This window comes from Tenacibaculum sp. Bg11-29 (assembly GCF_002836595.1).
Lineage (GTDB): Bacteria > Bacteroidota > Bacteroidia > Flavobacteriales > Flavobacteriaceae > Polaribacter.
Genome location: NZ_PJBB01000003.1, coordinates 1867844 through 1891297, shown reverse-complemented (window position 1 = coordinate 1891297; position 23454 = coordinate 1867844). Strand labels below are relative to the sequence as shown.

Annotated in this window: 25 protein-coding genes; 22 read left to right on the top strand and 3 right to left on the bottom strand. The window is 28.5% G+C overall.

The window, feature by feature from the left end:
• Positions 1 to 12 precede the first annotated feature (12 nt).
• The 6 genes from CXF68_RS08580 to CXF68_RS08555 all read left to right on the top strand — a co-directional run bounded on the left by CXF68_RS08580 (position 13) and on the right by CXF68_RS08555 (position 4443).
• Positions 13 to 582 carry a Crp/Fnr family transcriptional regulator gene (locus CXF68_RS08580; protein WP_101043959.1) on the top strand — a complete coding sequence of 190 codons (570 nt, stop codon included), beginning with the start codon at positions 13 to 15 and terminating at the stop codon, positions 580 to 582.
• A 62-nt stretch (positions 583 to 644) separates the two neighbouring features.
• Complete coding sequence (locus CXF68_RS08575) at positions 645 to 1658, top strand: NAD-dependent epimerase/dehydratase family protein (protein ID WP_101043958.1); 1014 nt, start codon at positions 645 to 647, stop codon at positions 1656 to 1658.
• Positions 1659 to 2053: 395 nt separating this feature from the next.
• Positions 2054 to 2629, top strand: a complete 576-nt coding sequence (locus CXF68_RS08570; RefSeq protein WP_101043957.1) for a Crp/Fnr family transcriptional regulator — start codon at positions 2054 to 2056, stop codon at positions 2627 to 2629.
• Between the two features lie 43 nt (positions 2630 to 2672).
• A complete protein-coding gene (locus CXF68_RS08565; RefSeq protein WP_101043956.1) occupies positions 2673 to 3128 on the top strand; it encodes a hypothetical protein in 456 nt (151 codons plus the stop codon).
• A 73-nt stretch (positions 3129 to 3201) separates the two neighbouring features.
• Positions 3202 to 3642 (top strand): carboxymuconolactone decarboxylase family protein, encoded by a 441-nt coding sequence (locus tag CXF68_RS08560; protein ID WP_101043955.1) that lies wholly within the window; start codon positions 3202 to 3204, stop codon positions 3640 to 3642.
• A 243-nt stretch (positions 3643 to 3885) separates the two neighbouring features.
• Positions 3886 to 4443 carry a YdcF family protein gene (locus CXF68_RS08555; protein ID WP_101043954.1) on the top strand — a complete coding sequence of 186 codons (558 nt, stop codon included), beginning with the start codon at positions 3886 to 3888 and terminating at the stop codon, positions 4441 to 4443.
• 55 nt (positions 4444 to 4498) lie between these two features.
• Here the strand turns inward: CXF68_RS08555 and CXF68_RS08550 are convergent, their stop codons facing one another.
• Positions 4499 to 5125 carry a TetR/AcrR family transcriptional regulator gene (locus tag CXF68_RS08550; protein ID WP_101043953.1) on the bottom strand — a complete coding sequence of 209 codons (627 nt, stop codon included), beginning with the start codon at positions 5123 to 5125 and terminating at the stop codon, positions 4499 to 4501.
• A gap of 78 nt (positions 5126 to 5203) precedes the next feature.
• Between CXF68_RS08550 and CXF68_RS08545 the strand changes: the two genes are divergently transcribed.
• The 7 genes from CXF68_RS08545 to CXF68_RS08515 all read left to right on the top strand — a co-directional run bounded on the left by CXF68_RS08545 (position 5204) and on the right by CXF68_RS08515 (position 10676).
• Entirely contained in the window at positions 5204 to 5620 is a 417-nt protein-coding gene (locus CXF68_RS08545) for a hypothetical protein (RefSeq protein ID WP_101043952.1), read from the top strand.
• Complete coding sequence (locus tag CXF68_RS08540; RefSeq protein WP_101043951.1) at positions 5617 to 6753, top strand: FAD-dependent monooxygenase; 1137 nt, start codon at positions 5617 to 5619, stop codon at positions 6751 to 6753. Before CXF68_RS08545 ends, CXF68_RS08540 begins: the two co-directional genes overlap by 4 nt.
• A gap of 229 nt (positions 6754 to 6982) precedes the next feature.
• Positions 6983 to 8254 (top strand): hypothetical protein, encoded by a 1272-nt coding sequence (locus tag CXF68_RS08535; protein WP_101043950.1) that lies wholly within the window; start codon positions 6983 to 6985, stop codon positions 8252 to 8254.
• Positions 8255 to 8686: 432 nt separating this feature from the next.
• Complete coding sequence (locus CXF68_RS08530; protein WP_101043949.1) at positions 8687 to 9238, top strand: TetR/AcrR family transcriptional regulator; 552 nt, start codon at positions 8687 to 8689, stop codon at positions 9236 to 9238.
• A gap of 3 nt (positions 9239 to 9241) precedes the next feature.
• Positions 9242 to 9634: a hypothetical protein gene (locus tag CXF68_RS08525; RefSeq protein ID WP_101043948.1), complete on the top strand. Its 393-nt coding sequence runs from the start codon at positions 9242 to 9244 to the stop codon at positions 9632 to 9634.
• Entirely contained in the window at positions 9627 to 10040 is a 414-nt protein-coding gene (locus CXF68_RS08520) for a hypothetical protein (protein ID WP_101043947.1), read from the top strand. Before CXF68_RS08525 ends, CXF68_RS08520 begins: the two co-directional genes overlap by 8 nt.
• 126 nt (positions 10041 to 10166) lie before the next feature.
• Positions 10167 to 10676, top strand: a complete 510-nt coding sequence (locus tag CXF68_RS08515) for a ClbS/DfsB family four-helix bundle protein (protein WP_101043946.1) — start codon at positions 10167 to 10169, stop codon at positions 10674 to 10676.
• Positions 10677 to 10769: 93 nt separating this feature from the next.
• Here CXF68_RS08515 and CXF68_RS08510 read toward each other — a convergent pair whose 3' ends face one another.
• On the bottom strand, positions 10770 to 11558 hold the full coding sequence (locus CXF68_RS08510) for a S1/P1 nuclease (RefSeq protein WP_101043945.1): 789 nt from the start codon (positions 11556 to 11558) through the stop codon (positions 10770 to 10772).
• Between the two features lie 119 nt (positions 11559 to 11677).
• On the opposite strand from CXF68_RS08510, the gene CXF68_RS08505 reads away from it, so the two are divergent.
• The 9 genes from CXF68_RS08505 (at position 11678) to CXF68_RS08465 (ending at position 21528) form a co-directional block, all read left to right on the top strand.
• Positions 11678 to 12538, top strand: coding sequence for an SPFH domain-containing protein (locus CXF68_RS08505; RefSeq protein WP_101043944.1), 861 nt, complete (start codon positions 11678 to 11680; stop codon positions 12536 to 12538).
• Between the two features lie 92 nt (positions 12539 to 12630).
• Positions 12631 to 12789 (top strand): DUF4177 domain-containing protein, encoded by a 159-nt coding sequence (locus CXF68_RS08500; protein WP_101043943.1) that lies wholly within the window; start codon positions 12631 to 12633, stop codon positions 12787 to 12789.
• A gap of 2 nt (positions 12790 to 12791) precedes the next feature.
• On the top strand, positions 12792 to 13085 hold the full coding sequence (locus tag CXF68_RS20965) for a hypothetical protein (RefSeq protein ID WP_232771629.1): 294 nt from the start codon (positions 12792 to 12794) through the stop codon (positions 13083 to 13085).
• A gap of 420 nt (positions 13086 to 13505) precedes the next feature.
• Positions 13506 to 13670, top strand: a complete 165-nt coding sequence (locus CXF68_RS08490) for an Arc family DNA binding domain-containing protein (RefSeq protein ID WP_081411166.1) — start codon at positions 13506 to 13508, stop codon at positions 13668 to 13670.
• A gap of 94 nt (positions 13671 to 13764) precedes the next feature.
• Positions 13765 to 16977 carry a hypothetical protein gene (locus CXF68_RS08485; protein ID WP_101043942.1) on the top strand — a complete coding sequence of 1071 codons (3213 nt, stop codon included), beginning with the start codon at positions 13765 to 13767 and terminating at the stop codon, positions 16975 to 16977.
• A gap of 82 nt (positions 16978 to 17059) precedes the next feature.
• Complete coding sequence (locus CXF68_RS08480; RefSeq protein ID WP_101043941.1) at positions 17060 to 17719, top strand: DUF2490 domain-containing protein; 660 nt, start codon at positions 17060 to 17062, stop codon at positions 17717 to 17719.
• Positions 17720 to 18310: 591 nt separating this feature from the next.
• Positions 18311 to 19570, top strand: a complete 1260-nt coding sequence (locus tag CXF68_RS08475; RefSeq protein WP_101047424.1) for a DUF819 domain-containing protein — start codon at positions 18311 to 18313, stop codon at positions 19568 to 19570.
• Between the two features lie 39 nt (positions 19571 to 19609).
• A complete protein-coding gene (locus tag CXF68_RS08470; RefSeq protein WP_101043940.1) occupies positions 19610 to 20314 on the top strand; it encodes a DUF4369 domain-containing protein in 705 nt (234 codons plus the stop codon).
• A gap of 77 nt (positions 20315 to 20391) precedes the next feature.
• A complete protein-coding gene (locus CXF68_RS08465; RefSeq protein ID WP_101043939.1) occupies positions 20392 to 21528 on the top strand; it encodes a DUF664 domain-containing protein in 1137 nt (378 codons plus the stop codon).
• Between the two features lie 76 nt (positions 21529 to 21604).
• Here CXF68_RS08465 and CXF68_RS08460 read toward each other — a convergent pair whose 3' ends face one another.
• Positions 21605 to 23431, bottom strand: coding sequence for a DUF885 family protein (locus CXF68_RS08460; protein WP_101043938.1), 1827 nt, complete (start codon positions 23429 to 23431; stop codon positions 21605 to 21607).
• Positions 23432 to 23454: the final 23 nt, after the last annotated feature.

Below are 23454 nucleotides of genomic sequence, written 5' to 3'. Positions count from 1 at the left end.
ATATTATTATAAATGAAAAATCTAATTAATTATATACAATCTAGAATTACAATAAATCAAAACGATATTGACTTAATCGAAAAATATTTTGAAGAAGAAAATCTTACAGCTCAAACTAGTATTTCTGAAGCAGGAAAAGTAGAGCGATATATTTATTACTTAGATTCAGGAATTGTAAAAGGTTATCAAAATATTGATGGTAAAATTGTAGTACAACATCTTGTAGCATCACATGATTTTTTTACGTCTTTAGATAGTTTTATGAACGAAATACCTTCATTAGATTATTATGAAACGATTACAGCATCTAAACTTTTAAAAATATCAAAATCAAATTTTAATATTTTACAAGAAGAAACAAAATTCTGGGCTGTACTTGTTAAAGAAGTAACCAACCAACATTTAAGTTGCAAGTTAGAACGTGTTAAAGATTTTCAAATTTTATCAGCAAAAGAACGCTATCTAAAATTTGTAAATCAATACCCTAATTTAGCTTTAAATGTATCTATTGATAATATTGCTTCTTTTTTAGGAATGGAACCTCAATCTCTAAGTCGTATTAGAAAACAAATTACTTTCTAACAAATGTTATTTCCCTTCTCTTAAATACGTTCTAATTTTACTCCTACTAAATTTAAAAAATTATGAGTAACGAAATTTCATTAATAACAGGAGGAAACGGGCATTTAGGAAATAACTTAATTAGACTATTACTTTCTAAAAACAAAAAAGTAAGAACAACTGTTAGAAACATACATAATGTAGCTCCTTTTAAAGGGTTAGATTGTGAAGTTATACAGGCAGATATTACCGACAAAGAGTCATTAAAAAAAGCATTTAAAGGAGTTACCAATTTATACGCAGTAGCAGCAAATTTTAGTATGTGGGCTAAAGATCCTAAAACCGAAATTTATGATAATAATATGCAAGGAACTCAAAATGTGTTTGACCTTGCAAAAGAATGTGGCATCAAAAATATTGTATACGTAAGCTCTGTAGCATGTTTAGATTTCTCAAAATTACCAGCCAATGTAAATAACGGATATAATAAAGATCGAAGAAACTGGTATTACAATTCAAAAAATGATTCTGATAAACTAGCATTAGCATTAGGAAAAAAATATGGTATTAGAACTGTTTTAGTTTTACCTTCTGCTATGATTGGTGACAAAGCTTATAAGTTAAGCTATTCTAACAACCTTGTTTTACAAATTTTAAAAGGACAAATTCCTGTAGACACCAATGTAACTTTAAATTGGGTTGATGTAAAAGATGTAGCTTTAGCAACTTATAACGCTATGATTAAGGGCAAGAATAATGAAAGGTATATTTTATCAAACGAAAAACATACTTCTTTACAGGAAAGTGTAAAAATAGCAGCTGAATTATACCCAAGCCTAAAATTAAAAACACCTCAGAAAGTGCCAAAATTCTTATTGTACGCTGTTGCTAGCTTAATGGAATTTGGTAGTAAAATTACAGGAAAAGAACCTCTATTACAGCGACATTACCTAGATATGTTTTATGGCTTAAAACAAGATTATAACATTAGTAAATCAAGAGATGAGTTAGATTTTAATCCTATACCTTCAAAAAAAGCTTTAGAAGACGCCTTAAATTATTTAAAAAACAATTGGAGAGAAAATAAAATTATATAATTCGTTGCTTTGAAAACATAGGGCGGTTTTTCTTTAAAAATATACTTTTAGAGGTCAGTAGTTAAATCCATATAATTAAGCAACTGCCTTTAAGTAGAGTAGCGAAACTCTTGTTGTCAGTTCGAGCATTACTGAAATAAAAATGTTAATTTGATTGAAAGTAGCAAACGAAGTTTACGAGAACTATTAGTCTATTAAAAATAGGTTTCGACTACGCTCAACCAGACATTTCTCAAGAAGTCTCAACTAAAATACAGAAAATCATCTGCTAACCTCTGTATATTTTATTCGGTTATAAAAACTAAAATAACCTCAACTATTACCTACCCTATGTTTCTTATAGCTAACTTTACACGTAGTCTTACAAATTAAAAATTTTAGTGTAAATTTCCAGCATGACAAAACATTTTTTTGAACATCTAAATAAATTTGTAACTATTAAAGAAGAAGATTTTAAAAAAATTATACTCTTCTTTGATATTAGAAACTTAAACAAAAAAGAAGCTGTAATTGAAGCGACTAATAAATGTAATTTTAATCATTTTGTATTAAGTGGATGTCTTCAAATGTATTTTGTTAATAATAAAGGCGTAGAAAGAACCATTCAATTTGCCATTGAAAATTGGTGGATGACTGATTGTTTAGCTTTTTATAATGAAGGCACTACCGATTTTCATATTCAAGCAGTTGAAAAATCTCAAATCCTCTCGATTTCTATTGATAAGCAAAAAAAATTATTAGAGGAGTTTCCAAAACTTGAAAAATATTTCAGATCAATTTACCAAATATCTTTTGGAGCCTCTCAAATGAGAATGAAATATTTATATGATTTTTCTAAAGAAGAAATATATTTTAATTTTATTGATAAATACCCAGGTTTTGCTCAAAGAATACCGCAATATTTACTTGCCTCTTATTTAGGTCTTACACCTGAATATGTAAGTAAAATTAGGAACAAAAAACGTTATTAATCAGCTTTTTATATAAAAAATAATTAATTGAATTAACAAATAAATGGAAATTAAAGGAGCAATAGTAAAAATCAAAAAATTTAAGGTAACTGAAGAAACCGAAGATTATGAGATCAGTGACTTTTTTGATGAAATTAGTGAGCAACTAACTCCCATAGATTCTTTGGTTACATTACAAAAGAAAGAGTTAATCGATATACTTTTTGAATTTCTTAAATCTCAAGATGCAGAGATGGATGAAAATTTTTCCTTTATTCACTTTGTAGAAAGTATTAACAAGCCCGATTATGAAATATACTATCCTAAACTAATAAAATTTAATACCGAAAATGCTACAATAACTTCTATTCTTTTATTAAACAGGTTTATTAATTCTTTAGAGGGAGTTGCGCTAAAAAAATGCGTAGCTTTATTAAAAAACATATCCGATAATAATAAATATTCTAAGTACTTAAGAGAATTTACACTAGAATTTTATGAACATCAAACTAATAATTAACCGTTCTTAAACCAGGTTAAGTTTTTTCTATAAGTCTCAATTTATCTTTGTAATAAACTAAAACAAAGTAAAAATGGATAAAAGAATTCAAATTGAAACAACCGAACCTACTGCTTATAAAGGGATGTTTGCTTTAGAGAATTACTTAGAAGAAAGTAAATTAAGTAGTACCCATAAAGAGCTTATAAAAATTAGAGCTTCACAGTTAAATAAATGCCCATTTTGTATAGATATGCATACAAAAGTTGCTTTAAAAAATGGAGAAACTAAACAACGTATTTTTTTATTAAATGCTTGGCAGGATACAATTTTATTTACTGAAGAAGAAAAAATTATTCTTCAAATGACTGAAGAAGTAACTATGATTCATCATAAGGGATTAACTTCTAAAACCTACGAAAAAGCTATTAAAACATTTGGCGACACTTATTTTTCACAAATAATAATGGCAATAGTTACTATAAATTCTTGGAATAGAATTGCAATAAGCACACATAAACCTATTGACAATTAAATAGCAAACAAGAATAAAAACCCCATTTTTATGTTTCATAAGTACTCTTAAAATTATTTATGAAACATAAAAATGACGTTTTATCTATACCAAACCATTAAAACATATCATAAATAAAGAATACTGTAAAAAATTGTAAGTAACTTTATAAAATCAACTAAAATTACATGTACCTTTAAACTAAAAAACTCCAAGTATCTTATAAACCCTAATCTATTGCCTTTATTCTATGCAAAACTTTTAATGAAAACCTTAAAAAAATATAAATTACTACTAGCTATATTATTACTATGGTTTTTTGGGCATATAGCTTACATTACATTTGATGGGTTGGCTAAGAATAATAAAAAGGCTGATGTTGCTGTAATACTTGGTAATAAAGTAAATAAAGATGGCACGCTTTCTAAACGATTACAAAAACGTTTAGAATGTGGTTTAAACTTATATAAAAACAACCAAGTAAAAAAAATAATTGTTAGTGGTGGTTTAGGTAAAGAAGGGGTTTATGAAGGTGATAAAATGAAAGCTTTCTTACTTAAAAATAAAGTACCCGATTCTTTAATTATTGTTGATAATTTTGGCGACAACACCCTCAAAACTGTTAAAAACACCCTAAATTTAAAAGATAGTTTGGCTTTTAAAAGTGTTATAGTTGTTTCACAGTACTTTCATTTAACACGAACAAAAATGTTATTTAAAAAACAAGGTTTTACAAATGTTAGTAGTGCAAGTCCTAACTATTTTGAATCTAGAGATTTTTATTCACTATTCAGAGAGTTTGTAGCTTACTATGTTGGGTAACGACTCTATATAAAACCTACCACAACCATAAACTTATTATAAATAACAGCTATAATTATATGCCTTCTGAAATTATAGCATGATATTCTTCTTGCCCTTTTACAGTTAAATAAGGATAAATAGCCTGTGTTAAAATTGTTGAATAGCTTGCAATTGTTTTTTTCGTAATCTTAGCATTATTTATTACCGCATCAGAAACCCAAAAATCGCCTAAAATCTGAAAACGTTTGTACAAATTTTTATATTCGTTTGGTAAAATTGCTTCTCGCATTATTCCGTTTTCTATTAACAAATTAAAAAGCATAGTAAACTGTTGTTCACGCTGTACAGTGAGCTCGTTATAATGCTCTTTTATTTTTTTATTTTCTCGCATTATTTGAACAAAATCTAATAAAAAAAAACGATACTCATAAAAGTTAAACATTATCGTTTTAGATATGTTTACTAATAAATAAAAAGGTGTTTTAGACTCTTGTAAATCCACCATACTCTTATCTATATTTTCAACCAATCTAAAATACAAAGCCTCTATAATAGCTTCTCTTTTCTTAAAGTGATAATTCAAATTCCCTTGACTTATCTCCATTTTATTAGCAATTGTTCTAAGTGTTACTTTAGGTAAGCCAAGTGAATTAAATAGCTCTAATGAAGTATCTAAAATTATCTCTTTGGTTTTTTTCATTTCACAAATTTAAAAAAAATAGTACTATTGACCTAATTTTTAATTTTATTAGTACCTTTGACCTAAATTATAGAAATCATGAATTTTCAAAAAACTAGTAGTAAAATAGCAAGTTGGTCGTTAATACTTGTTGGTATTGGACATACGATTACCTATTTAACAAGTCCGAAAACTGAATTACAAAATAATTTTATCCTAAAAATGAAAGCATTTCCTGTTGATATATTAGGAAGTAAATCCAACCTTTTTTTCTTCCATCATGGTTTTAGCTTAATGATGGGGGTACTTCTTTTCGGCTATGGACTATTAAACTTATTCTTGTTAAAAAATAATAAAGCAACTGCTATTCCAACCAATATTACTATTCTTAATAGCATCATTTGTTTAACTGCCCTCTTATTATCAATTAAATATTTTTTTATCGTACCAATTGTATTTACTGGCGTTGCCTTTTTTGGTTATATCGTTTCATTAATTTTAAAATATAAAAAATGAAAATAGCAATTATAGGTGCCGGAATTGGCGGACTAACAACAGCAATAGCCTTAAAACAAAAAGGATTTGAAGTTGAGATTTTTGAAGCTTCGAAAGGTTTTAGAAAAGCAGGTTCTGGTATTAACTTAGCAATTAATGCAATGCAAGTATATAAAAGGTTAGGTATTTACGAAGAAATTGCATCCTTAGGAAATTACACCAATGCCTTACATATAACAGATGAAGAACTGAACAAAATTACGTCTGTAAATTTACAAAATGCAGAAGTAGCATATAAAGCCAAAACCTATGCAATTCATAGAGCTACATTACATACAGTTTTAGTAAACAGATTAACTGACATACCTATACATTTAAATAAAAAACTACAATCATTAAGTCAAGAAAACAATAAAATTTCTATTCGTTTTGAAGATGGAACTTCACAAACTTCTGATATTTTAATTGGTGCCGATGGTATTCATTCTATGGTTAGAAAATCAATTTTTAGCAATACCAAACTTCGTGTTGCAAAGCAAGTGTGTTGGAGAGGCATTGTAAAACTAACGATTCCTAATAAATATAAAACGGAGTTAAATGAGTTATGGGGTAAAGGAAAGCGTTTTGGTTTTGTACATATAAATGAAAATGAGGTTTATTGGTATGCGCTTGCTAATTATAAGACCGATTACCAAAAGGAATATGCTAATACAAACTTAGCAGAACTCTTTTCAAGTTTTAATCCATTAGTTAAAAAGATAATAGCCAACACTAACAAAAGGGATATTATTTTTAATGAAATGATAGATTTAAAACCTATTACTACCTGGTACAAAAACAATGTTTGTTTAATTGGTGATGCTGCTCATGCTACAACACCTAATTTAGGGCAAGGTGCTTGTCAAGCAATTGAAAGTGCTTATGTAATTGCTGAGTGTTTAGCTTCCGAAAAAAATACTCAAAAGGCTTTTAATAAACTCGAAAAAATAAGAAAAAATACTGCGGAACAAATTGTAAACAAAAGTTGGTCTATTGGTAAAATGGCACATTTAAAAAACAACTTTGCTATATTTTTAAGAAATAGTATTATAAAACTAATGCCTAAAAAACTCTCAGAAAAGCAATCAACCGCTGTGTATAAGCTAAATTATTAAGTAAAAAAAGAGATCTTTACAACAGTAAGCTCAAAATAGTATTTCAGACTGTTTTGAGCTTATTTTTCCTTATATTTTACTACACTCAATTTATTTTTCTATAAGTCACACTTTAAATTACGGTTATTTCAATTTCCTTTCTTTAATTTTACCTTAACAATGAAAAATAATTAAGCTTCATTCATATTAATTAACAAAAGGATTACTATTTTTATTTTTAAAAAAAAGCATGAAAAAAACCGCTTTATTTGCAATACTTAATCTACTCGTTATCAGTTTTTCTTGTCACTCACAAACAATAGAGAGTATAATAAAAAACAATGCTACTAAAACTTGTGATTGTATTGAAAAATTAGAATACATAGATAGTGAAGTTGACCTTGAAATTAAGTTTAATAAATGCAGCTCACTTACCAAAAAGGATTCCATTGAAATAATACAAAAAGTAAGTTTAAATAAATACAAAGAACTATTTCACTCAATGCTGTCTAAAAGCTGTACAGCAATAGCGACCAAAATAAAAGGGTTAGAAAATAATTATTCTTTAAATACCCAAAACCCTTTATATACCAAAAGTAAAAACCATAAAGAAGCTGAAAAGAAAGTAGTAGGAAAATACTCATTATCCTTTGGAAGTCATAATCCATCTGGAGGAGCACAATTATATATTTATCATCAAAATAAATATGCGATTATATCATTTGGAGAAATACAGGTTGGAACTTGGAAAGTTGTACATAAAAAATACCTGCATTTAATCCCTAATAAAAAGAAACATCTCTTTAGTGTGTATGGTCGCTATAATGCTGAGATTGGTGATTCAACAAAAACCTTTTTTAAAGGGGATAATTTTAGTTACAGAACACTTATTAAATATGGAGATACTAATGAAAAAACACAAAATTTAATTCCTATTTTTAATAAAAATGCTAATTGTTTTAAATTTCCCTATCTAGGAAAAATTAAAAATACTTATAATTCTATTTCATTAGCCTATAACAATAATTATAAAGAACAAGAAGAGCAAGAAGTTATTATTTATACTTATAAAAACAAACAAAAATTTAATGATTTTATTATTTACGAGTATATAAAGACTAATAACACTAGGCAAACTAGAGTAATTATTGATAATGATAAGTTGATATTTAGAAAAAATAGAATTACCGAAAAAAAACCGTTACCTGATGAGACAAATGAAGATGGGAAACTATTAAAAAAACTAACATTGTCTATTTTAAAAAAAACTCCCAAATACGTATATTATAATGTAGGCTGTAAAAAATATGACAGCAAAATTGTAAACTCAGAATTATATAATTTTAATACTGAATTAAATTCTTATATCTCTATAGGAAAATGTTTAAAAGGTTGTCCAAATAAAAATGATTATGATTATTTTATGCGTATAAATAAATATGAATTATTAGAAGACGTTACACAACAGAAAAAACAATTCCATATAAGAAATAAGTCTATAGTTTATAACGCTTGTGATTAAATTAATTTTTTAAATAAAAACGAGCAAGTGAATTTAATGATCGTTTTATTCTAGATCCATAAAATGGAAAGCCTTATAAAGGTTATTTAAAAATAAATAAGAACAAACTAAAAGTACGGGACTTTCTTGTGTTTTCTCCTTTTAGCAAAACACAATATTGAAGTCGTAGCTACTTGAACAATCCTCTTAAGAAGGCTACAAATATTATTCTAAAAGCATACCAGCTATATTTATAGCTCATTGGTTGTACTTTCCTATTTACTATAATTCTTATAAATTTTATATTCATTTACCATTTCTAAAAATTATTATTAAAGTACGGATTACATCATTAAACACATTCATTTTCTTTTAGAAAAACATTTTAATGAACGTTATCCTTTATTAAATAATATTTATATATTTACCTTATTAAACGATAACGTCTAAATAATGCCAAAAATAATAGCAAAAAAAGAGGACTGGATAATGCTCGGTTATAAATTATTCTCTGAAAAAGGAATTAGCGGAATAGTCGTTGAAAAGATGGCTCTGAAACTAAAGGTTAATAAATCAAGTTTTTACTGGCACTTTAAAACAAAAAAAGATTTTTTAAGCGAAATTATATCTTTTTGGGTTACTACTGATACCGACAAAATAATTACAACGGTAGAAAGTAAACCATTAGCTAAAGAAAAATTTAATGGATTAATAGCATTAGCATTTAAGAAAGAACCCTACTTAGATTTCATTTTTTTTCTAAAAAGGTATGCACTTAAAGATAAGAAAATCCAAACATTAATAGATCAAATAGACAATCAAAGGATTGATTACACCAAGGGTATATTAATTCAAATAGGGTTTTCAGAAAGCGATGCTTTTATAAAAGCAACTTTATTCTACAAATATTTAATAGGCTATCATGAAATGATTCGCTACAAGAAGCAAAGTAAAAATTACGTAGAGGAAGTAAAAAAAGAACTAAATCAATTTATTAAATATTAACACATGATTACAAAAAATAAATATTGGATAATTGCAGGAATTTTAAATCTTATAACTTTTTTTATGCACCTAATTGGCGGGCAACTAGAGCTTGTAAACCCAATGATTGAAACTTCTTTAAATCTCGAAAAAAGCTCTCAATTAATTGGTGCTTGGCATATGGTTACCATTATTCTTTTAGTAACATCATCCGTTTTATTATCGGCAGGCTTTGGAAAAAAATATGCAACAAACTCTGAAATGATAAAATCAATTGGTTATTTAAACCTATCATTTTGTTTACCGTTTATTCTTACTGGTTTTTATTATGGCTTATTAGTACCGCAATGGATACTTTTTCTTCCTATTGCAATTTTAACATTTATTGGAGTAAATAAAACAAAAAAGAATGCTTAAAATAGGTGGAATATTAAATATAATTATTGCGATTGCTCATATTATAGGGTTGTTTTGGGCCGAACAAATGTTTGAAAAAACAGGTACTGAAGAGGGTATGCAAAAACTTACTGAAATTAATCATACATTGCCCTATTTACTTACTGTATTTGTAGCAATTATCTTTTCTGTTTTTGGACTATATGGTGTATTAGCTGATAGCAAAATAAGAAAATTACCATTCTTGAAATTTGGTATTTTCACAATTGCATTTATTTACCTTTTCCGTGCAATTGGAGAACAATCATACAATATATTAAAAGGAACAACAACAAAACCTGAAACGATTCAATCTATAATAGCATTAATCATTGGCCTACTATTCTTATTTGGTGGATATACAAAATGGAAGTTGAATAAACAATAAGCAACAGATGAGTATTAATTTTAATAAGATATTCTAAGTTAAAATTTTTATATAAATAACTGCTAACACCCTCTTTGCTCTTTATTATTTATGCATTAGATTTATAAAAATTTAAGTTTTACAAAAATGGCTAGACCAAAAACAAAAGAAGAATTAAACAATCTAAGTGAGAAAAATTTTCAAAAATTATTTGACCTAATAAATTCTTTAGCAAAAGAAGAACAAATAAGTAATTTCTCATTTGAAGATAGAGACAAGAACTTACGCGATATTTTGGTACACTTATTTGAATGGCATCAATTATTATTAAATTGGGTAAAATTAAATACATCAGGAACAGAATCTAGCTTTTTACCAAAACCTTATAATTGGAAAACGTACCCTAAATTAAATATTGAATTCTGGGAGAAACATCAAAAAACTCCTTATGATGAATCAATAGAATTACTAAAAGAAAGCCACATAAACGCTATGAAAATAATTAATTCATTTTCTAATGATGAATTATTTATTAAAAAGCATTTTTCTTGGACAGGAACAACAAGTTTAGGGAGTTATTGCGTTTCTGCCACCTCTAGTCATTATGACTGGGCAATCAAGAAAATAAAAAAAAATAAGAAAACACTCAATAAATAAACAACTACAATTCGCAAAGAAAATAGATACTACAAATAACAAAAAAACTCGAAAGCGTAACTTTCGAGTTTCATATGTTAACATATTTTATTCTTAACTAAAAATCTCGTTTAATAATTTTGCTAAACGTAAACCTCCTTTTTGTAATTGCTCTCTTACAGTAGGAAAATAATCATATGAGTAACGATAACGCAGTTTATCACCCTTTTTAGCTGAACCATAAACTTTTTTAGTAAGCTTATGAGTATCCTTCATCCAATCTAAAACATCACCCTTTTGAATTACTTTAACTTGCTCTTTAGACAAGTCTTTAGCATTATTAGCTAATTCTAAATAACTCATATTCCATTTACTAATCAAATCCTCATCCCATACTCTATGTAAATTAGAGCCCTTACCATGCCATTGTACCTGTATGCTATTTCCTCCTTTATCTTCCTTTTGTCCAATATGCATTGGTTGATGTAAATCACCTATTAAATGTACCAACATTTTTAAATGAAAACGCTTATCTTCAATAGAACTTTTTTCGTCTTTTAAAATTTTCACACACGTTCTAACTCCCGTAATTAAATCTCCTTTCGGATTTTTATCTTCATTTTCGTATGTCGAATTTAATGGCATATTTACGTAGTGCCATGTATAAAACTTTCCGTATTTCTTTCTATCAGACTTTATTTCATCAGCATGCGTAGACACAAATGCTAAACTTTCGCCTTGTAATAATTTATCTATCTGCCTCTTAGCCTTTTTAGTTAAATTATTCTCAGCTATTTTCCCTGTAGCTCTATGACCTGTTGGCCCCCAAACATCATCATTATTTGCTATAGATGAAACACTTATTAAAAAAGTACAGAACAGTAATAATACCTTGTTTTTCATAAATAAATTCGTATTAGTTTTCCGCTAAAATATAAAATATATACTCAAAAATTTGGTTTTAACATAAATTAGCTCATATCTTTGTGATATCATTTTAATATCATTTTAAATAAAAACATATGAAAACAGAAAAAACAATAAAACCAGCCAACGGTTATTTAATGTTATTAGTAGTATTAATATTATTAGTTGGAGGAATAGTAATGACAGTAAACAAAGACACCCCTGTTTACCTTCTTGTTAGTCTTATTGGTTTTTTTGGATTATTTGGTTTTATTTTAGTAAACCCAAATACCTCTAAAGTAATTTTACTTTTCGGTAAGTATGTTGGAACGATAAAAGACAATGGTTTATTTTGGGCAAATCCATTATATAAAAAGAAAACAGTATCATTAAGAGCAAGTAATTTTGATAGTGAACGTTTAAAAGTAAATGATAAATTAGGAAATCCAATAATGATTTCTACCATTTTAGTTTGGCGTGTAACAAACACCTATAAGGCTGCTTTTGACGTAGATAATTATGAAAATTTTGTTCGCGTTCAAACTGATGCAGCTGTTAGAAAATTAGCTAGCATGTATCCTTACGACAACTTTGCTGATGAAGGGCATGATGAAGATATTACTTTACGATCTAGCGTTAACGAAGTTTCTGAAGCTTTAGAGAAAGAAATAGATGAACGTTTATCTATAGCAGGAATAGAGGTCTTAGAAGCTCGTATTGGTTACTTGGCCTATGCTCAAGAAATTGCAAGTGCTATGCTAAAACGTCAACAAGCAACTGCTATTGTTGCTGCTCGTCATAAAATCGTACAAGGAGCTGTAGAAATGGTAGAAATGGCTTTAGAAGAATTAAATAAAAGAGAAATAGTTCAGCTAGACGAGGAACGTAAAGCAGCTATGGTTAGTAACCTATTAGTTATACTATGTGGAGATAAGGAAGCTTCACCTGTCGTAAACACAGGAACATTGAGTCATTAAAAAAATGCGCTAGGTGTTTCAATAGGTTGTGGAGCAGAAATCGCAATTGATATTAGACTAGCTTTACTTAATCAACCTAAAAAATAAAAGTAATGAAAGAATATAAAGTAATGAATTGGAAAATGGGATTTTCGAACAATAATCAAAGGTTAGAAGATTTCTTGAATGAATACGCTAGAGATGGATGGAGAGTTATTCATATTGCAGAAAATTCTGCCAGAATAACTTTTGAAAGAGATAAAAACAGATAGTAATGAAAGTTTTTAAAGAAGAACAACGTTTTACACAAACTTGGCTACATATAGTTATGACGATTACTGCAATTCTTCCTACAGTTATTATTATTAATAAAGAATGGATAGGCAATGTAGATAAAAGTCTGACTGCTAATAAATCTTCTTTAGGATCTATTATTCTAATTATTTTAGTTCATCTCTTAATTTATAAAGCAACACTTAAAACTAAAATTGATGAAATAGGAATACATTATAAGTTTATTCCTTTTCATTTTAATGATAGAAAAATTTCTTGGAAAGTTATTGATTAAATTTATATCAGAAATTATAATCCAATCATAGAATATGGTGGTTGGGGCTTAAGATATACTTTTAATAAAAAAAAGGGAAATGCAATTAATGTATCTGGAAACATAGGTATTCAAATTGAATTAAAAAAAGGAAAAAAATTATTAATAGGGACTCAAAAACAAGATGATGTAAAACGTGTTTTAGAAACCTATAAAAACAAATTGTTATGATTAGAATAATCACATTTATAATTATATGTTCTTTTAATATCATTACTTCTTTTGCAAAAGTAAAACCCGAAAGAATTAAAAAAGATACCCCCACAACAACAATAATAATTAATAACAATAAATATTTTCACGTTTTAAAAAAGGATATAATAAAAGTGAAAAATCAGAAAATTTAATAAAAACCGTTATTACCTTTGTAAAAAAATAAGAATGGCTAAGAAGAAAGCATTTGCACTTCGCATAAATGAAGACATGATAAAAGCTATTGAAAAATGGGCTGCAGACGAATTCCGTTCTACAAACGGGCAAATCGAATGGATGCTTATGCAAGCACTTAAAGAAGCCAAACGCGAACCTAAAAAGAAAGAAGAATAACCATTAACTTCTTAATTATATGTTAAAAAACACTCAATAAATATTGAGTGTTTTTCTATTTTGTAACTTGTTCTCTACAATCAAACTAATTATAATGAAAAGACTATTTTCAATCTTATTTTTACTAGTCACTACAATCCTATTCTCTCAAGAATTTTCTATGGATATGGTAAAAAACATGAAACCAAGAAACATTGGTCCTGGTGGAATGAGCGGAAGAGTTACAACGATAGATGTTGTACAATCTAATCCAGATATAATGTATGTTGGTACAGCTTCTGGTGGAATATGGAAATCTACCTCTGGTGGAATTAAATGGAAGCCTATTTTCGAAAAAGAATTAACAGCTTCGATTGGTGCAATTGCAATTCAACAATCAAACCCAAGTGTTATTTGGGCAGGAACAGGAGAAGGAAACCCAAGAAATAGTTTAAACGGTGGTTTTGGTATCTATAAATCATTAGATGGTGGTAAAACTTGGAAAGCTATGGGCTTAGAAAAAACACGCCATATTCATCGTGTAATAATTGATCCTACAAACCCTAATATAGTATACGTTGCTGCTATAGGTTCGCCATGGGGAGAACATGAAGAACGTGGTGTTTATAAAACTACAAATGGTGGTAAAACTTGGAAACAAATTTTATACAACAACATAAAAACAGGTGCTGCAGATTTAATTATGGATCCTTCTAACCCAAATAAATTAATTGCAACCATGTGGGAACATAAACGTGATCCTTGGTTTTTTAAATCTGGAGGAAAAGGAAGTGGTATGTACATTACTCATGATGGTGGTGAAAATTGGAAAAAAATCACACAAAAAGAAGGTTTCCCTAAAGGAGAATTAGGAAGAATTGGTGTTGCTATATCTCGTTCAAACCCTGATGTTATTTATGCTTTAGTTGAAGCAACTAAAAATGCTTTGTATAAAAGTGAAGATGGCGGTTTTAAATGGGAAAAAATAAATGATAAACCAGGTATTGGAAATCGTCCTTTCTATTATTCTGAAATCTATGTAGATCCACAAAATGAAAATAGATTATATACCGTTTTTACCTATATAAACGTATCACAAGATGGCGGAAAATCATTTAAACAATTAATGCCTGCTTATGGAGTAGACAATGGTGTACACCCTGACCATCACGCTTGGTGGATACATCCAACAAACGGAAAATTTATGATTGATGGTAATGATGGTGGTTTAAATATTACTAAAGACGGAGGTAAAACATGGCGGTTTATTGGTAATCTTCCTATTGCTCAATTTTACCATATAAATGTTGACAATGAATATCCATATAACGTATATGGAGGGATGCAGGATAATGGTTCTTGGCGTGGCCCTGCATATGTATGGAAAACACAAGGAATTAGAAATTCGTACTGGCAAGAAATTAGCTTTGGTGATGGTTTTGATGTTGTTCCCGATAAAGATAATTCTCGTTATGGTTGGACAATGAGCCAGCAAGGATTTGTTTCACGCTACGATTACAAAACAGGAAACAACTACACTGTACGTCCTACACATTCAGATTCAAAAGTAAAATTACGTTTTAATTGGAATGCTGCCATTAATATTGACCCCTTTGATAACTCAACTCTCTATTTCGGTAGTCAATTTGTACATAAATCTACAGACAAAGGATTAACATGGAGTGTAATTTCACCAGACTTATCAACCAATAACCCAAAAAAATTAAAACAAGCTGAAAGTGGTGGTTTAACGATGGATGCTACTGGTGCCGAAAATCATTGTACTGTTTTAGTTGTAGAGCCTTCTTCTCTTGAAAAAGATATGTTATGGGCTGCTACTGATGACGGACAAGTACATATTACTAAAAATGGTGGTGCAACTTGGACAAACGTTTCTAAAAACATAAAAGACTTACCTGAAAACAGTTGGATTACTCAAATTAAAGCATCTAATAAAAATAAAGGAGAAGCTTTATTAGTTGCAAATGATTATCGTCGTTTTAATTATACACCTTATGCCTACAGAACAAAAAATTATGGTAAAACATGGGAACGTATTGTAAGCAAAAATGATGTACAAAGTTACGCTTTATGTATTGTTGAAGATCCTGAAAATAAAAACTTACTATTTTTAGGTACTGATGATGGTTTATATATTTCTATTAACGCTGGTAATAAATGGACAAAATGGACAGAAGGCTTCCCTACTGTTCCTGTAAAAGATTTAGTAATTCACACCAGAGAAAACGATTTAATAATAGGTACTTTTGGAAGAGCTGCTTGGGTTTTAGATGATATTCGTCCGCTAAGAGCAATTGCGAATAATAATGTAATTACTAAAAAATTAAAATTATTTACTCCTCCAACTGCTTATCAAGCTGCAACACAACAACCAACAGGTAGTCGATTTGGGGCTGATGCAATATATCAGGGAGAAAACAGAAAACGTGGTGCTATTATTTCTTATTACATTAACAAGCCTAATAAAGTTGACAAAAAGGAAATAAAAAAGAAAAGCAAGAATAATATTGATTCTAGTACAGCTAGTAATACTGCAGAAAATAAGATTAAACACGACTCAATAAAGTTAGAAATTTTTGATGGAGTAAGACAAATTAGAACATTAAAATTTAAAGCTCCAAAAGAAAATGGTATACACAAAACAACTTGGTATTTAAGAGAAAAAGGTGTTGCTAGAGCCTCTAGAAAAATAAAAAAACAAACCAAAGAACCTGGTGGTGTATCTGTTAAACCTGGGGTTTATAAATTAAGAATGTCATTTGGTACTGCTGTTTCTGAGCAAAATATAAATGTTGAATTTGATCCACGTTTACAAATTTCTAAAGAAGCTATCAATCAAAAATATTCAGCGAATAAAAAACTTGAAACCTATCAAGAAAAAATTGCTGATGTTGTAAAACAATTAGTAGAAAGTAAAAACACTGCTAGTTCATTAAAATCTAAATTAACAAAAGAAGACAAGAAAAAATATAAAAAAGCAATAGCGTCATCTAAAGAAATTATAAAAAAAATAGATAAACTAATTGCTTTGTATTTAGGAAAAATAGATAAACGTCAAGGAATTACACGTAATCCAACAGTAACTATAAATCAACGTTTAGGGAGTGCTAGATGGTATGCTGGTAGTAGATTTGGAAAACAAACAAATACTGAAAAACAATTAATCAATCAGTTTAAAAGTTCTTTGGAAGAAGGCTTAAAGAAAACGAACACCTTTTTTAATAAAGATTGGTTAACTTATAAAAAATCGGTTCAAAATATAAATATTTCACCTTTTAAAGAAACTGCAATATTCTCTTTAAAGTAAATTATTTATTTTTGAATGCTAGTATAACACCAAAATCTCTTACTGAAAAGTAGGAGATTTTAATATTAAAACAACTGCAAACATGAAAAAAAGTATTATTATATTATTTGTATTATTCTCTTTAAAAAACATTGCACAGAATACTCCGAAAAATGAATTAGGAGCTTGGTATATGTATAACGGATCGCATCAACTTTCTAATAAAATAAGTTTAAAAACAATGGCTCATTTTCGCTTTTTTGAAATTGGCGATGATATGCAGCAATTTATTGGGAGATTGGGAGGTAACTATAAAATAAACAACAATTTAAGTACTACTTTGGGGTACTCCTTTTTAAATACAGATGCTAGTTTTAATAGCAACGGTGGTGAAATAAATGAGCATCGTGTTTATGAAGATTTTAATATAAAACATAAAATAAACCATTTAGGTTTTGCACATCGTTTTAGAGCTGAACAACGTTTTTTTAACTCAACTACAGCACATTTATTACGCTATCAAATAGCTTTAAGCTACCCTTTAAATAACAAATGGTCTACCTATTTATATAATGAAGTCTTTTTTGATCTTGATGGCGAAGCATTTAATCAAAACTGGCTTGGAGCAGGCTTTAAATACAATGTAAATAAAAAAATAAAACTTAAAGCAGGCTATCAGAAAATAAGTACTAACGGTGGAGGTAATTTTAATAGAATACTTGTAGGTATTGCTATTAATACAGACCATCGTAAAAAGAAATAAAAAGCTATTTTAGCAAAAAACTAATTTAAAGATGATTGCACACACTTTTACTAATGATGCAATAGTATTTGGAATTCTAATGATTAATGAACGAATATGAAAATAACATACAAATTAACCTTACTAATATTATTAATTAATCTATTTACAAATACGTTAAAAGCTCAAACATTTACCATAGAAAATGTAAATGAAAATAGTGCAAAAAACTTCAAAATACCTTCAACCATTGATAAGTTAACATTTGACGGTTTCAAATTAAAAATAATATCTAAAGATTCTTTAGTTGAAATTAAAAAAATTAATTTATCAAAAAAATTAAACTCTGACAACTCAATAATTGAAAAAACTGAATATGGATTTACTATTATTTATAATTCAGATAAAGAAATTTCATTAGATTCAGAAAAACTATTTGACATTATTGTTAAAGCTCAAAGAAGCTTTGTTGAAAAACCATTATTTGAAATAGAAACAATTTTATTTACAAATAAAGATCAAGAAGTCGCCATAAATTTATCAATAAAAAATTCAACTGCAATTATTAAAGCTCCTTTAATTCCTAAAGACGCAATTGTATTTGGAATTCTAATGATTTCATTAGGACTTGTGTTTTACACAGAATCTAAAACTTCAGGGTTTTGTCCTAAATTTTATAAGATTGTTCCGGGTTTATTCATGGCGTATCTTATCCCTGCATTTTTTACCACATTTGGCATAATTTCACCTGAATGGGAAACCATAAGTGCAACTGGTGAAATTGTAAAAGGAAAATCACAATTGTATTATGTCGCTAGTCGTTTTTTACTACCTGCTGCTTTAGTTTTAATGACATTAAGTATCGATTTAAAAGCTATATTTAATTTAGGTTCTAAAGCTTTAATTATGTTTTTCACAGGTACTGTAGGTATAATAATTGGTGGGCCAATTGCTATTTTATTAATTTCTATATTTTCTCCAGAAACTGTTGGTGGAGCAGGTTTTGATGCTGTTTGGAGAGGTTTATCAACTTTAGCAGGAAGCTGGATTGGAGGTGGTGCAAACCAAACTGCTATGTTAGAAATTTATCAATACAACCCTCAAAAATACGGAGGAATGGTATTTGTTGATATCGTTGTAGCTAATATATGGATGGCTATTTTACTAATAGGAATTGGTAAAAAAGATAAAATTAATAAATGGTTAAAAGCAGATACTACTGCTATTGAAGAATTAAAAGACACCATGGCTAGTTTTACAAAAAGAGTACAAAAAAATCCTAGTTTAACCGATTTCATGATCATGTTAGCCATTGCTTTTGGCACTGTTAGTTTTGGTCATTTTTTATCATCTCATTTAAGTGATTTTTTCAGTAATTTAGTTGCTAGCATCCAATCGCAGGGTTGGAGAAATATTTTTTCTTTCTTAGGTTCTGGCTTCTTTTGGTTAATTAGTGTTTCTACAATTATTGCCATATGCTTATCATTTACAAAAGCAAAAAATTACGAAGGTGCTGGTGCTAGTAAAATAGGAAGTATTTTTATTTACATATTAGTAGCTTCTATTGGTATGAAAATGGATTTAACAATGATTTTTGATAACGTAGGATTAATTGCAATTGGCTTAGTTTGGATGGGTATTCATGCTGGTTTACTAATATTAGTAGCAAAAATGATTAAAGCTCCCTATTTCTTCTTGGCTGTTGGTAGTCAAGCAAATGTTGGTGGTGCTGCTTCTGCTCCAATCGTCGCACAGGCATTTCATCCCTCACTTGCTTCTGTCGGAGTATTATTAGCTGTATTTGGTTACGCTATTGGTACAGTCGGAGCAATTTTGTGTACAATTTTAATGGAATTATCCGCAACCTTATAAGAGAATTCTGCATATTTGCAACTCCAAATTTATAATCACATGAAAAAATTTATTACCATTTGTGCATTTGCCATTATCGCTTTCGCATGTTCTTCTAAGAAAGAAGGAAACATGATTGTTAAAGGTCAAATTAAAGGATTAAAAAAAGGTACTTTATATCTTCAAAAAATGAATGATACAGTATTAGTTTCTGTTGATTCTATGGCTTTATTAGGTGATGATAAATTTATACTCTCAGATAACATTGAATCTCCTGTAATGTACTACATAACTTTTGATGAAAACACAAGAGATAAGCGTTTAATGTTTTTTGGTGAAAAAGGTGAAATAACTATTAATGATAAATTAGAAGAATTTGGCTTTAATCCAGAAATAAAAGGTTCTAAGAACCAAGAAGTGATGAATAAATTTCGTGAGATTGATCGTAAATTTAAAGATCAAAATTTAGATTTTATTAAAAAAGATGTGGAAGCTCGCCAAGCTAAAGACGAAGAGCTTGTTAAAAAAATAACTTTAGACTATAAAAAAATGGTCCGTCGTCGTTTCTTGTTTTCTACAAACTTCGCTATTTCACATGCTGATAGTGAAGCTGCGCCTTATATTGCTTTAACAGAATTATTTAATGCAAATATTAAACTATTAGATACCATTAATAATAGCTTATCTAAGAATGTTAAAAATTCAGATTATGGTAAGAGATTCCAAAAATTCATAACGAAAATTAAAACCGAAGAAGGTAAATAAAAATTACTTAAATATTTCAAAAAAAACTTAGAATTAATTCTAAGTTTTTTTTTGTTTAAATTTGAAAAAAAAGAATCATGAAAATTAAACTTACTTTCTTACTATTTATACTTACAATTTTTTCTTATGGCCAGCAAAAGGCTATCTCAAGAGACTGGACCTCATTTGTCCAAACAATTGCTATCAATTCAAATTCAAAAAAGAAATTTAAATTAATAGCAAACCTGAAAGTTAAACCTAATGATAATAAAGCATGGGCAGGTCTATGGGGTAGGGTTGATACCAAAGATGGTGAACCTGGTTTTTTTGATAATATGAGCGATAGAAAAGTAAAAATTAATAAGTGGAATGAATATACAATTGAAGGTGAAATTGGAAAAAATTCAAAATCTTTAAGCTTTGGAGGTTTATGCTTATATAATGGTGAATTTTTATTTGATAATTTTAAATTACTTATTGAAAATCAAAATGGTGAATTTCAAAAATTAAATATTTCAAATAATGATTTTGAAAGTAATATAATAAATAACGTAATTAAAAATTGGAATGAAGCCATTGTTAGTAATAAAACTGTTAGGGTTAAAGAGTACTCATTAACAACTAGTAATGATAGTTTTTCAGGAAAAAAATCACTTCTAATTTCTGGTAGCGGCATAAAAATTCCTGAGCAAGAATATGGTAAAATAGGTAAAGAGAATGCTAAAAACCCAGAAATTGAAAGTATGATTTCTATGTTAGAAGATTTAAAGGCTAGAGTTGAAAGAATTGTAAAAGATTTACCTCTAGAACACGTAGATCATTTACATGATATTAAAGCGAATAGAATTGGAGCATTAATAATGCATTTAGCAGCAGCTGAAGCCTATTATCAAAAAGCTACTTTTGATAAAACTCTTGTTAATAAAACAAATGAAAATATTTGGGATGCAGGGATGGATTTAGATACTAAGGGTAGAGATCTTTTACAAGGAAAACCAATTAGCTATTATTTAAAAATTTATAATAATGTTAGACAAAAAACTATTGAAGAGCTAAGAAAGAAGGATGATAAATGGTTTAAGAGTGTTAATCCAGGAAAAGGAATTTCAAATCAATACGCTTGGTTTCATGTAATGGAACATCAATCGAGTCATTTAGGTCAAATTTTGTTTTTAAAAAAGAGACTACCTGAATTAAAAAAGAAAGTAAAAATAAAAGGCATTGTTAAACACTAAATAAAAAACTCGATACTAATATTAGTATCGAGTTTTTTTTTAGTTTAGAATTCTATGTATTAATCTTACTTAACTTCTATTTTTCTAAATTAATATATTCATCAACTAAAACTTCTAAAACATTTAATGGCAATGGTCCATTAGTTAACACGACATCATGAAATTCGCGAATATTAAATTTCTCTGCTAATGCTTTTTTTGCTTTTTTACGAAGCTCTAAAATTTTCAGCATTCCTATTTTATATGCTGTTGCCTGACTTGGCATTACAATATGGCGCTCTACCATTTTTACGGCATCTAATTCTGAATTTGGTGTATTATCAGTATAATATTTAATTCCATCTTCACGTGTCCATTTTTTAGTATGAATTCCTGTATCAACCACTAAACGACATGCTCTCCATAACTCCATCGCTAAACGACCAAAGTCTGAATACGGATCTGAATAAAAACCCATTTCTTTTGGAATATATTCAGAATACAATCCCCATCCTTCTACATAAGCAGTGTAACGACCAAATTTTCTAAACATAGGCACTTCTTTTAACTCTTGAGCTATGGCTATTTGCATGTGATGTCCAGGAATCCCTTCGTGATATGCTAAAGCTTCCATTTGGTAAGATGGCATACTTTTCATATCGTACATATTTGCATAATACGTTCCTGGTCTTGAACCATCTAAGGCTGGTTGCTGATAAAATGCTTTTCCTGCTGATTTCTCTCTAAAAGACTCTACTGCTTTTACTACTAACGCTGCTTTTGGCTTCGTTATAAATAATTCATTTAATCGAGTTTTCATACTATCAATAACCTGCTCAGCTTTGTTCATGTATTCTATTCTTCCTTCTTTAGAATCTGCATAATAAAATTGCTTATCCTTTTTCATAAACTCGAAAAACTCTTTTAAAGAACCTTTAAAACCAACACTTTTCATAATAATACGCATCTCTTCATGAATTCGAGTTACTTCTTTTACCCCTATTTGATGAATTTCTTCTGCGGTTAAATTAGTTGTAGTAGTTCTTTTTAGAGCATTATTAAAAAAACTTACTCCTTCAGGTAATTTCCATACTCCATCATCTGTAGTTGCTACTTTTTCTTGAGCTTCTAAAGTTGTTATTAAGTTTTGATACGCAGGTAAAACACCTTCTTTTAAAGCTATAATTCCTTTTTCTATAAATGCTTTTTTCTCTTCAGCATCAATAGCTAACTTATTTACCTTGTTAGTAAAGTCATTCAATAAAGTACTTGGAGTATTCGAATTATCAAAAGGTTTCCCTTTTATTAAATTTCTAGAATCTTCTAGTACTTTTGCAAAAACAAATTTAGGCGGCATAACCCCTTTGCTTTCTCTCTCTTTTAAGTTTGTAACTAGTTGATTGAATAAAGGTTTTAAATTATATAATCTTGCTATATAATTCTCGGCATCTTTTGTCGTAGAAACTTGATGCATATTGATTAAAAATGCTGGAATTTCAGATTGCATTCCATGCATTTGATTTACAGGATACGTATGAAAACGATATTTAAAATCTACTATTTGGTTTTCTAATTGTTGCTTAAATAAATCATAACTTAATTTAGTTTCGCTATCTAATGCTTTTAGGTTTACTGAATCTTTTAACCAAGCTAATGCTATTTTTGCATGCTCTTTTTCTTTTTTTAAAAACTCATCAGAAATATCATTCCACTTGTCAGCATCTTTTTTTATTCCTAAATAGGTTTGATACATCGGATGACGATCTAAATTGTCATTAAACTGTGTATCGAAAAAAGCATTGACTTTTTTTGATTGTTCACTAATTTCTTCTTTAGAAATTAATTTAGCCTTTACTTCTTTTTTACATGATTGTAAAAAGAGTGTTCCCACTAAAGTTATAATTGTAATTAATTTTAATTTCATCTTTTTAGTTATTTACAGCCGAA

Excerpts from the sequence above, each read along its gene's own strand:
- CXF68_RS08580 (WP_101043959.1), top strand. The coding sequence starts at position 13 with ATGAAAAATCTAATTAATTATATACAATCTAGAATTACAATAAATCAA.
- CXF68_RS08575 (WP_101043958.1), top strand. The coding sequence starts at position 645 with ATGAGTAACGAAATTTCATTAATAACAGGAGGAAACGGGCATTTAGGA.
- CXF68_RS08570 (WP_101043957.1), top strand. The coding sequence starts at position 2,054 with ATGACAAAACATTTTTTTGAACATCTAAATAAATTTGTAACTATTAAA.
- CXF68_RS08565 (WP_101043956.1), top strand. The coding sequence starts at position 2,673 with ATGGAAATTAAAGGAGCAATAGTAAAAATCAAAAAATTTAAGGTAACT.
- CXF68_RS08560 (WP_101043955.1), top strand. The coding sequence starts at position 3,202 with ATGGATAAAAGAATTCAAATTGAAACAACCGAACCTACTGCTTATAAA.
- CXF68_RS08555 (WP_101043954.1), top strand. The coding sequence starts at position 3,886 with ATGAAAACCTTAAAAAAATATAAATTACTACTAGCTATATTATTACTA.
- CXF68_RS08550 (WP_101043953.1), bottom strand. The coding sequence starts at position 5,125 with ATGAAAAAAACCAAAGAGATAATTTTAGATACTTCATTAGAGCTATTT.
- CXF68_RS08545 (WP_101043952.1), top strand. The coding sequence starts at position 5,204 with ATGAATTTTCAAAAAACTAGTAGTAAAATAGCAAGTTGGTCGTTAATA.
- CXF68_RS08540 (WP_101043951.1), top strand. The coding sequence starts at position 5,617 with ATGAAAATAGCAATTATAGGTGCCGGAATTGGCGGACTAACAACAGCA.
- CXF68_RS08535 (WP_101043950.1), top strand. The coding sequence starts at position 6,983 with ATGAAAAAAACCGCTTTATTTGCAATACTTAATCTACTCGTTATCAGT.
- CXF68_RS08530 (WP_101043949.1), top strand. The coding sequence starts at position 8,687 with ATGCCAAAAATAATAGCAAAAAAAGAGGACTGGATAATGCTCGGTTAT.
- CXF68_RS08525 (WP_101043948.1), top strand. The coding sequence starts at position 9,242 with ATGATTACAAAAAATAAATATTGGATAATTGCAGGAATTTTAAATCTT.
- CXF68_RS08520 (WP_101043947.1), top strand. The coding sequence starts at position 9,627 with ATGCTTAAAATAGGTGGAATATTAAATATAATTATTGCGATTGCTCAT.
- CXF68_RS08515 (WP_101043946.1), top strand. The coding sequence starts at position 10,167 with ATGGCTAGACCAAAAACAAAAGAAGAATTAAACAATCTAAGTGAGAAA.
- CXF68_RS08510 (WP_101043945.1), bottom strand. The coding sequence starts at position 11,558 with ATGAAAAACAAGGTATTATTACTGTTCTGTACTTTTTTAATAAGTGTT.
- CXF68_RS08505 (WP_101043944.1), top strand. The coding sequence starts at position 11,678 with ATGAAAACAGAAAAAACAATAAAACCAGCCAACGGTTATTTAATGTTA.
- CXF68_RS08500 (WP_101043943.1), top strand. The coding sequence starts at position 12,631 with ATGAAAGAATATAAAGTAATGAATTGGAAAATGGGATTTTCGAACAAT.
- CXF68_RS20965 (WP_232771629.1), top strand. The coding sequence starts at position 12,792 with ATGAAAGTTTTTAAAGAAGAACAACGTTTTACACAAACTTGGCTACAT.
- CXF68_RS08490 (WP_081411166.1), top strand. The coding sequence starts at position 13,506 with ATGGCTAAGAAGAAAGCATTTGCACTTCGCATAAATGAAGACATGATA.
- CXF68_RS08485 (WP_101043942.1), top strand. The coding sequence starts at position 13,765 with ATGAAAAGACTATTTTCAATCTTATTTTTACTAGTCACTACAATCCTA.
- CXF68_RS08480 (WP_101043941.1), top strand. The coding sequence starts at position 17,060 with ATGAAAAAAAGTATTATTATATTATTTGTATTATTCTCTTTAAAAAAC.
- CXF68_RS08475 (WP_101047424.1), top strand. The coding sequence starts at position 18,311 with ATGATTTCATTAGGACTTGTGTTTTACACAGAATCTAAAACTTCAGGG.
- CXF68_RS08470 (WP_101043940.1), top strand. The coding sequence starts at position 19,610 with ATGAAAAAATTTATTACCATTTGTGCATTTGCCATTATCGCTTTCGCA.
- CXF68_RS08465 (WP_101043939.1), top strand. The coding sequence starts at position 20,392 with ATGAAAATTAAACTTACTTTCTTACTATTTATACTTACAATTTTTTCT.
- CXF68_RS08460 (WP_101043938.1), bottom strand. The coding sequence starts at position 23,431 with ATGAAATTAAAATTAATTACAATTATAACTTTAGTGGGAACACTCTTT.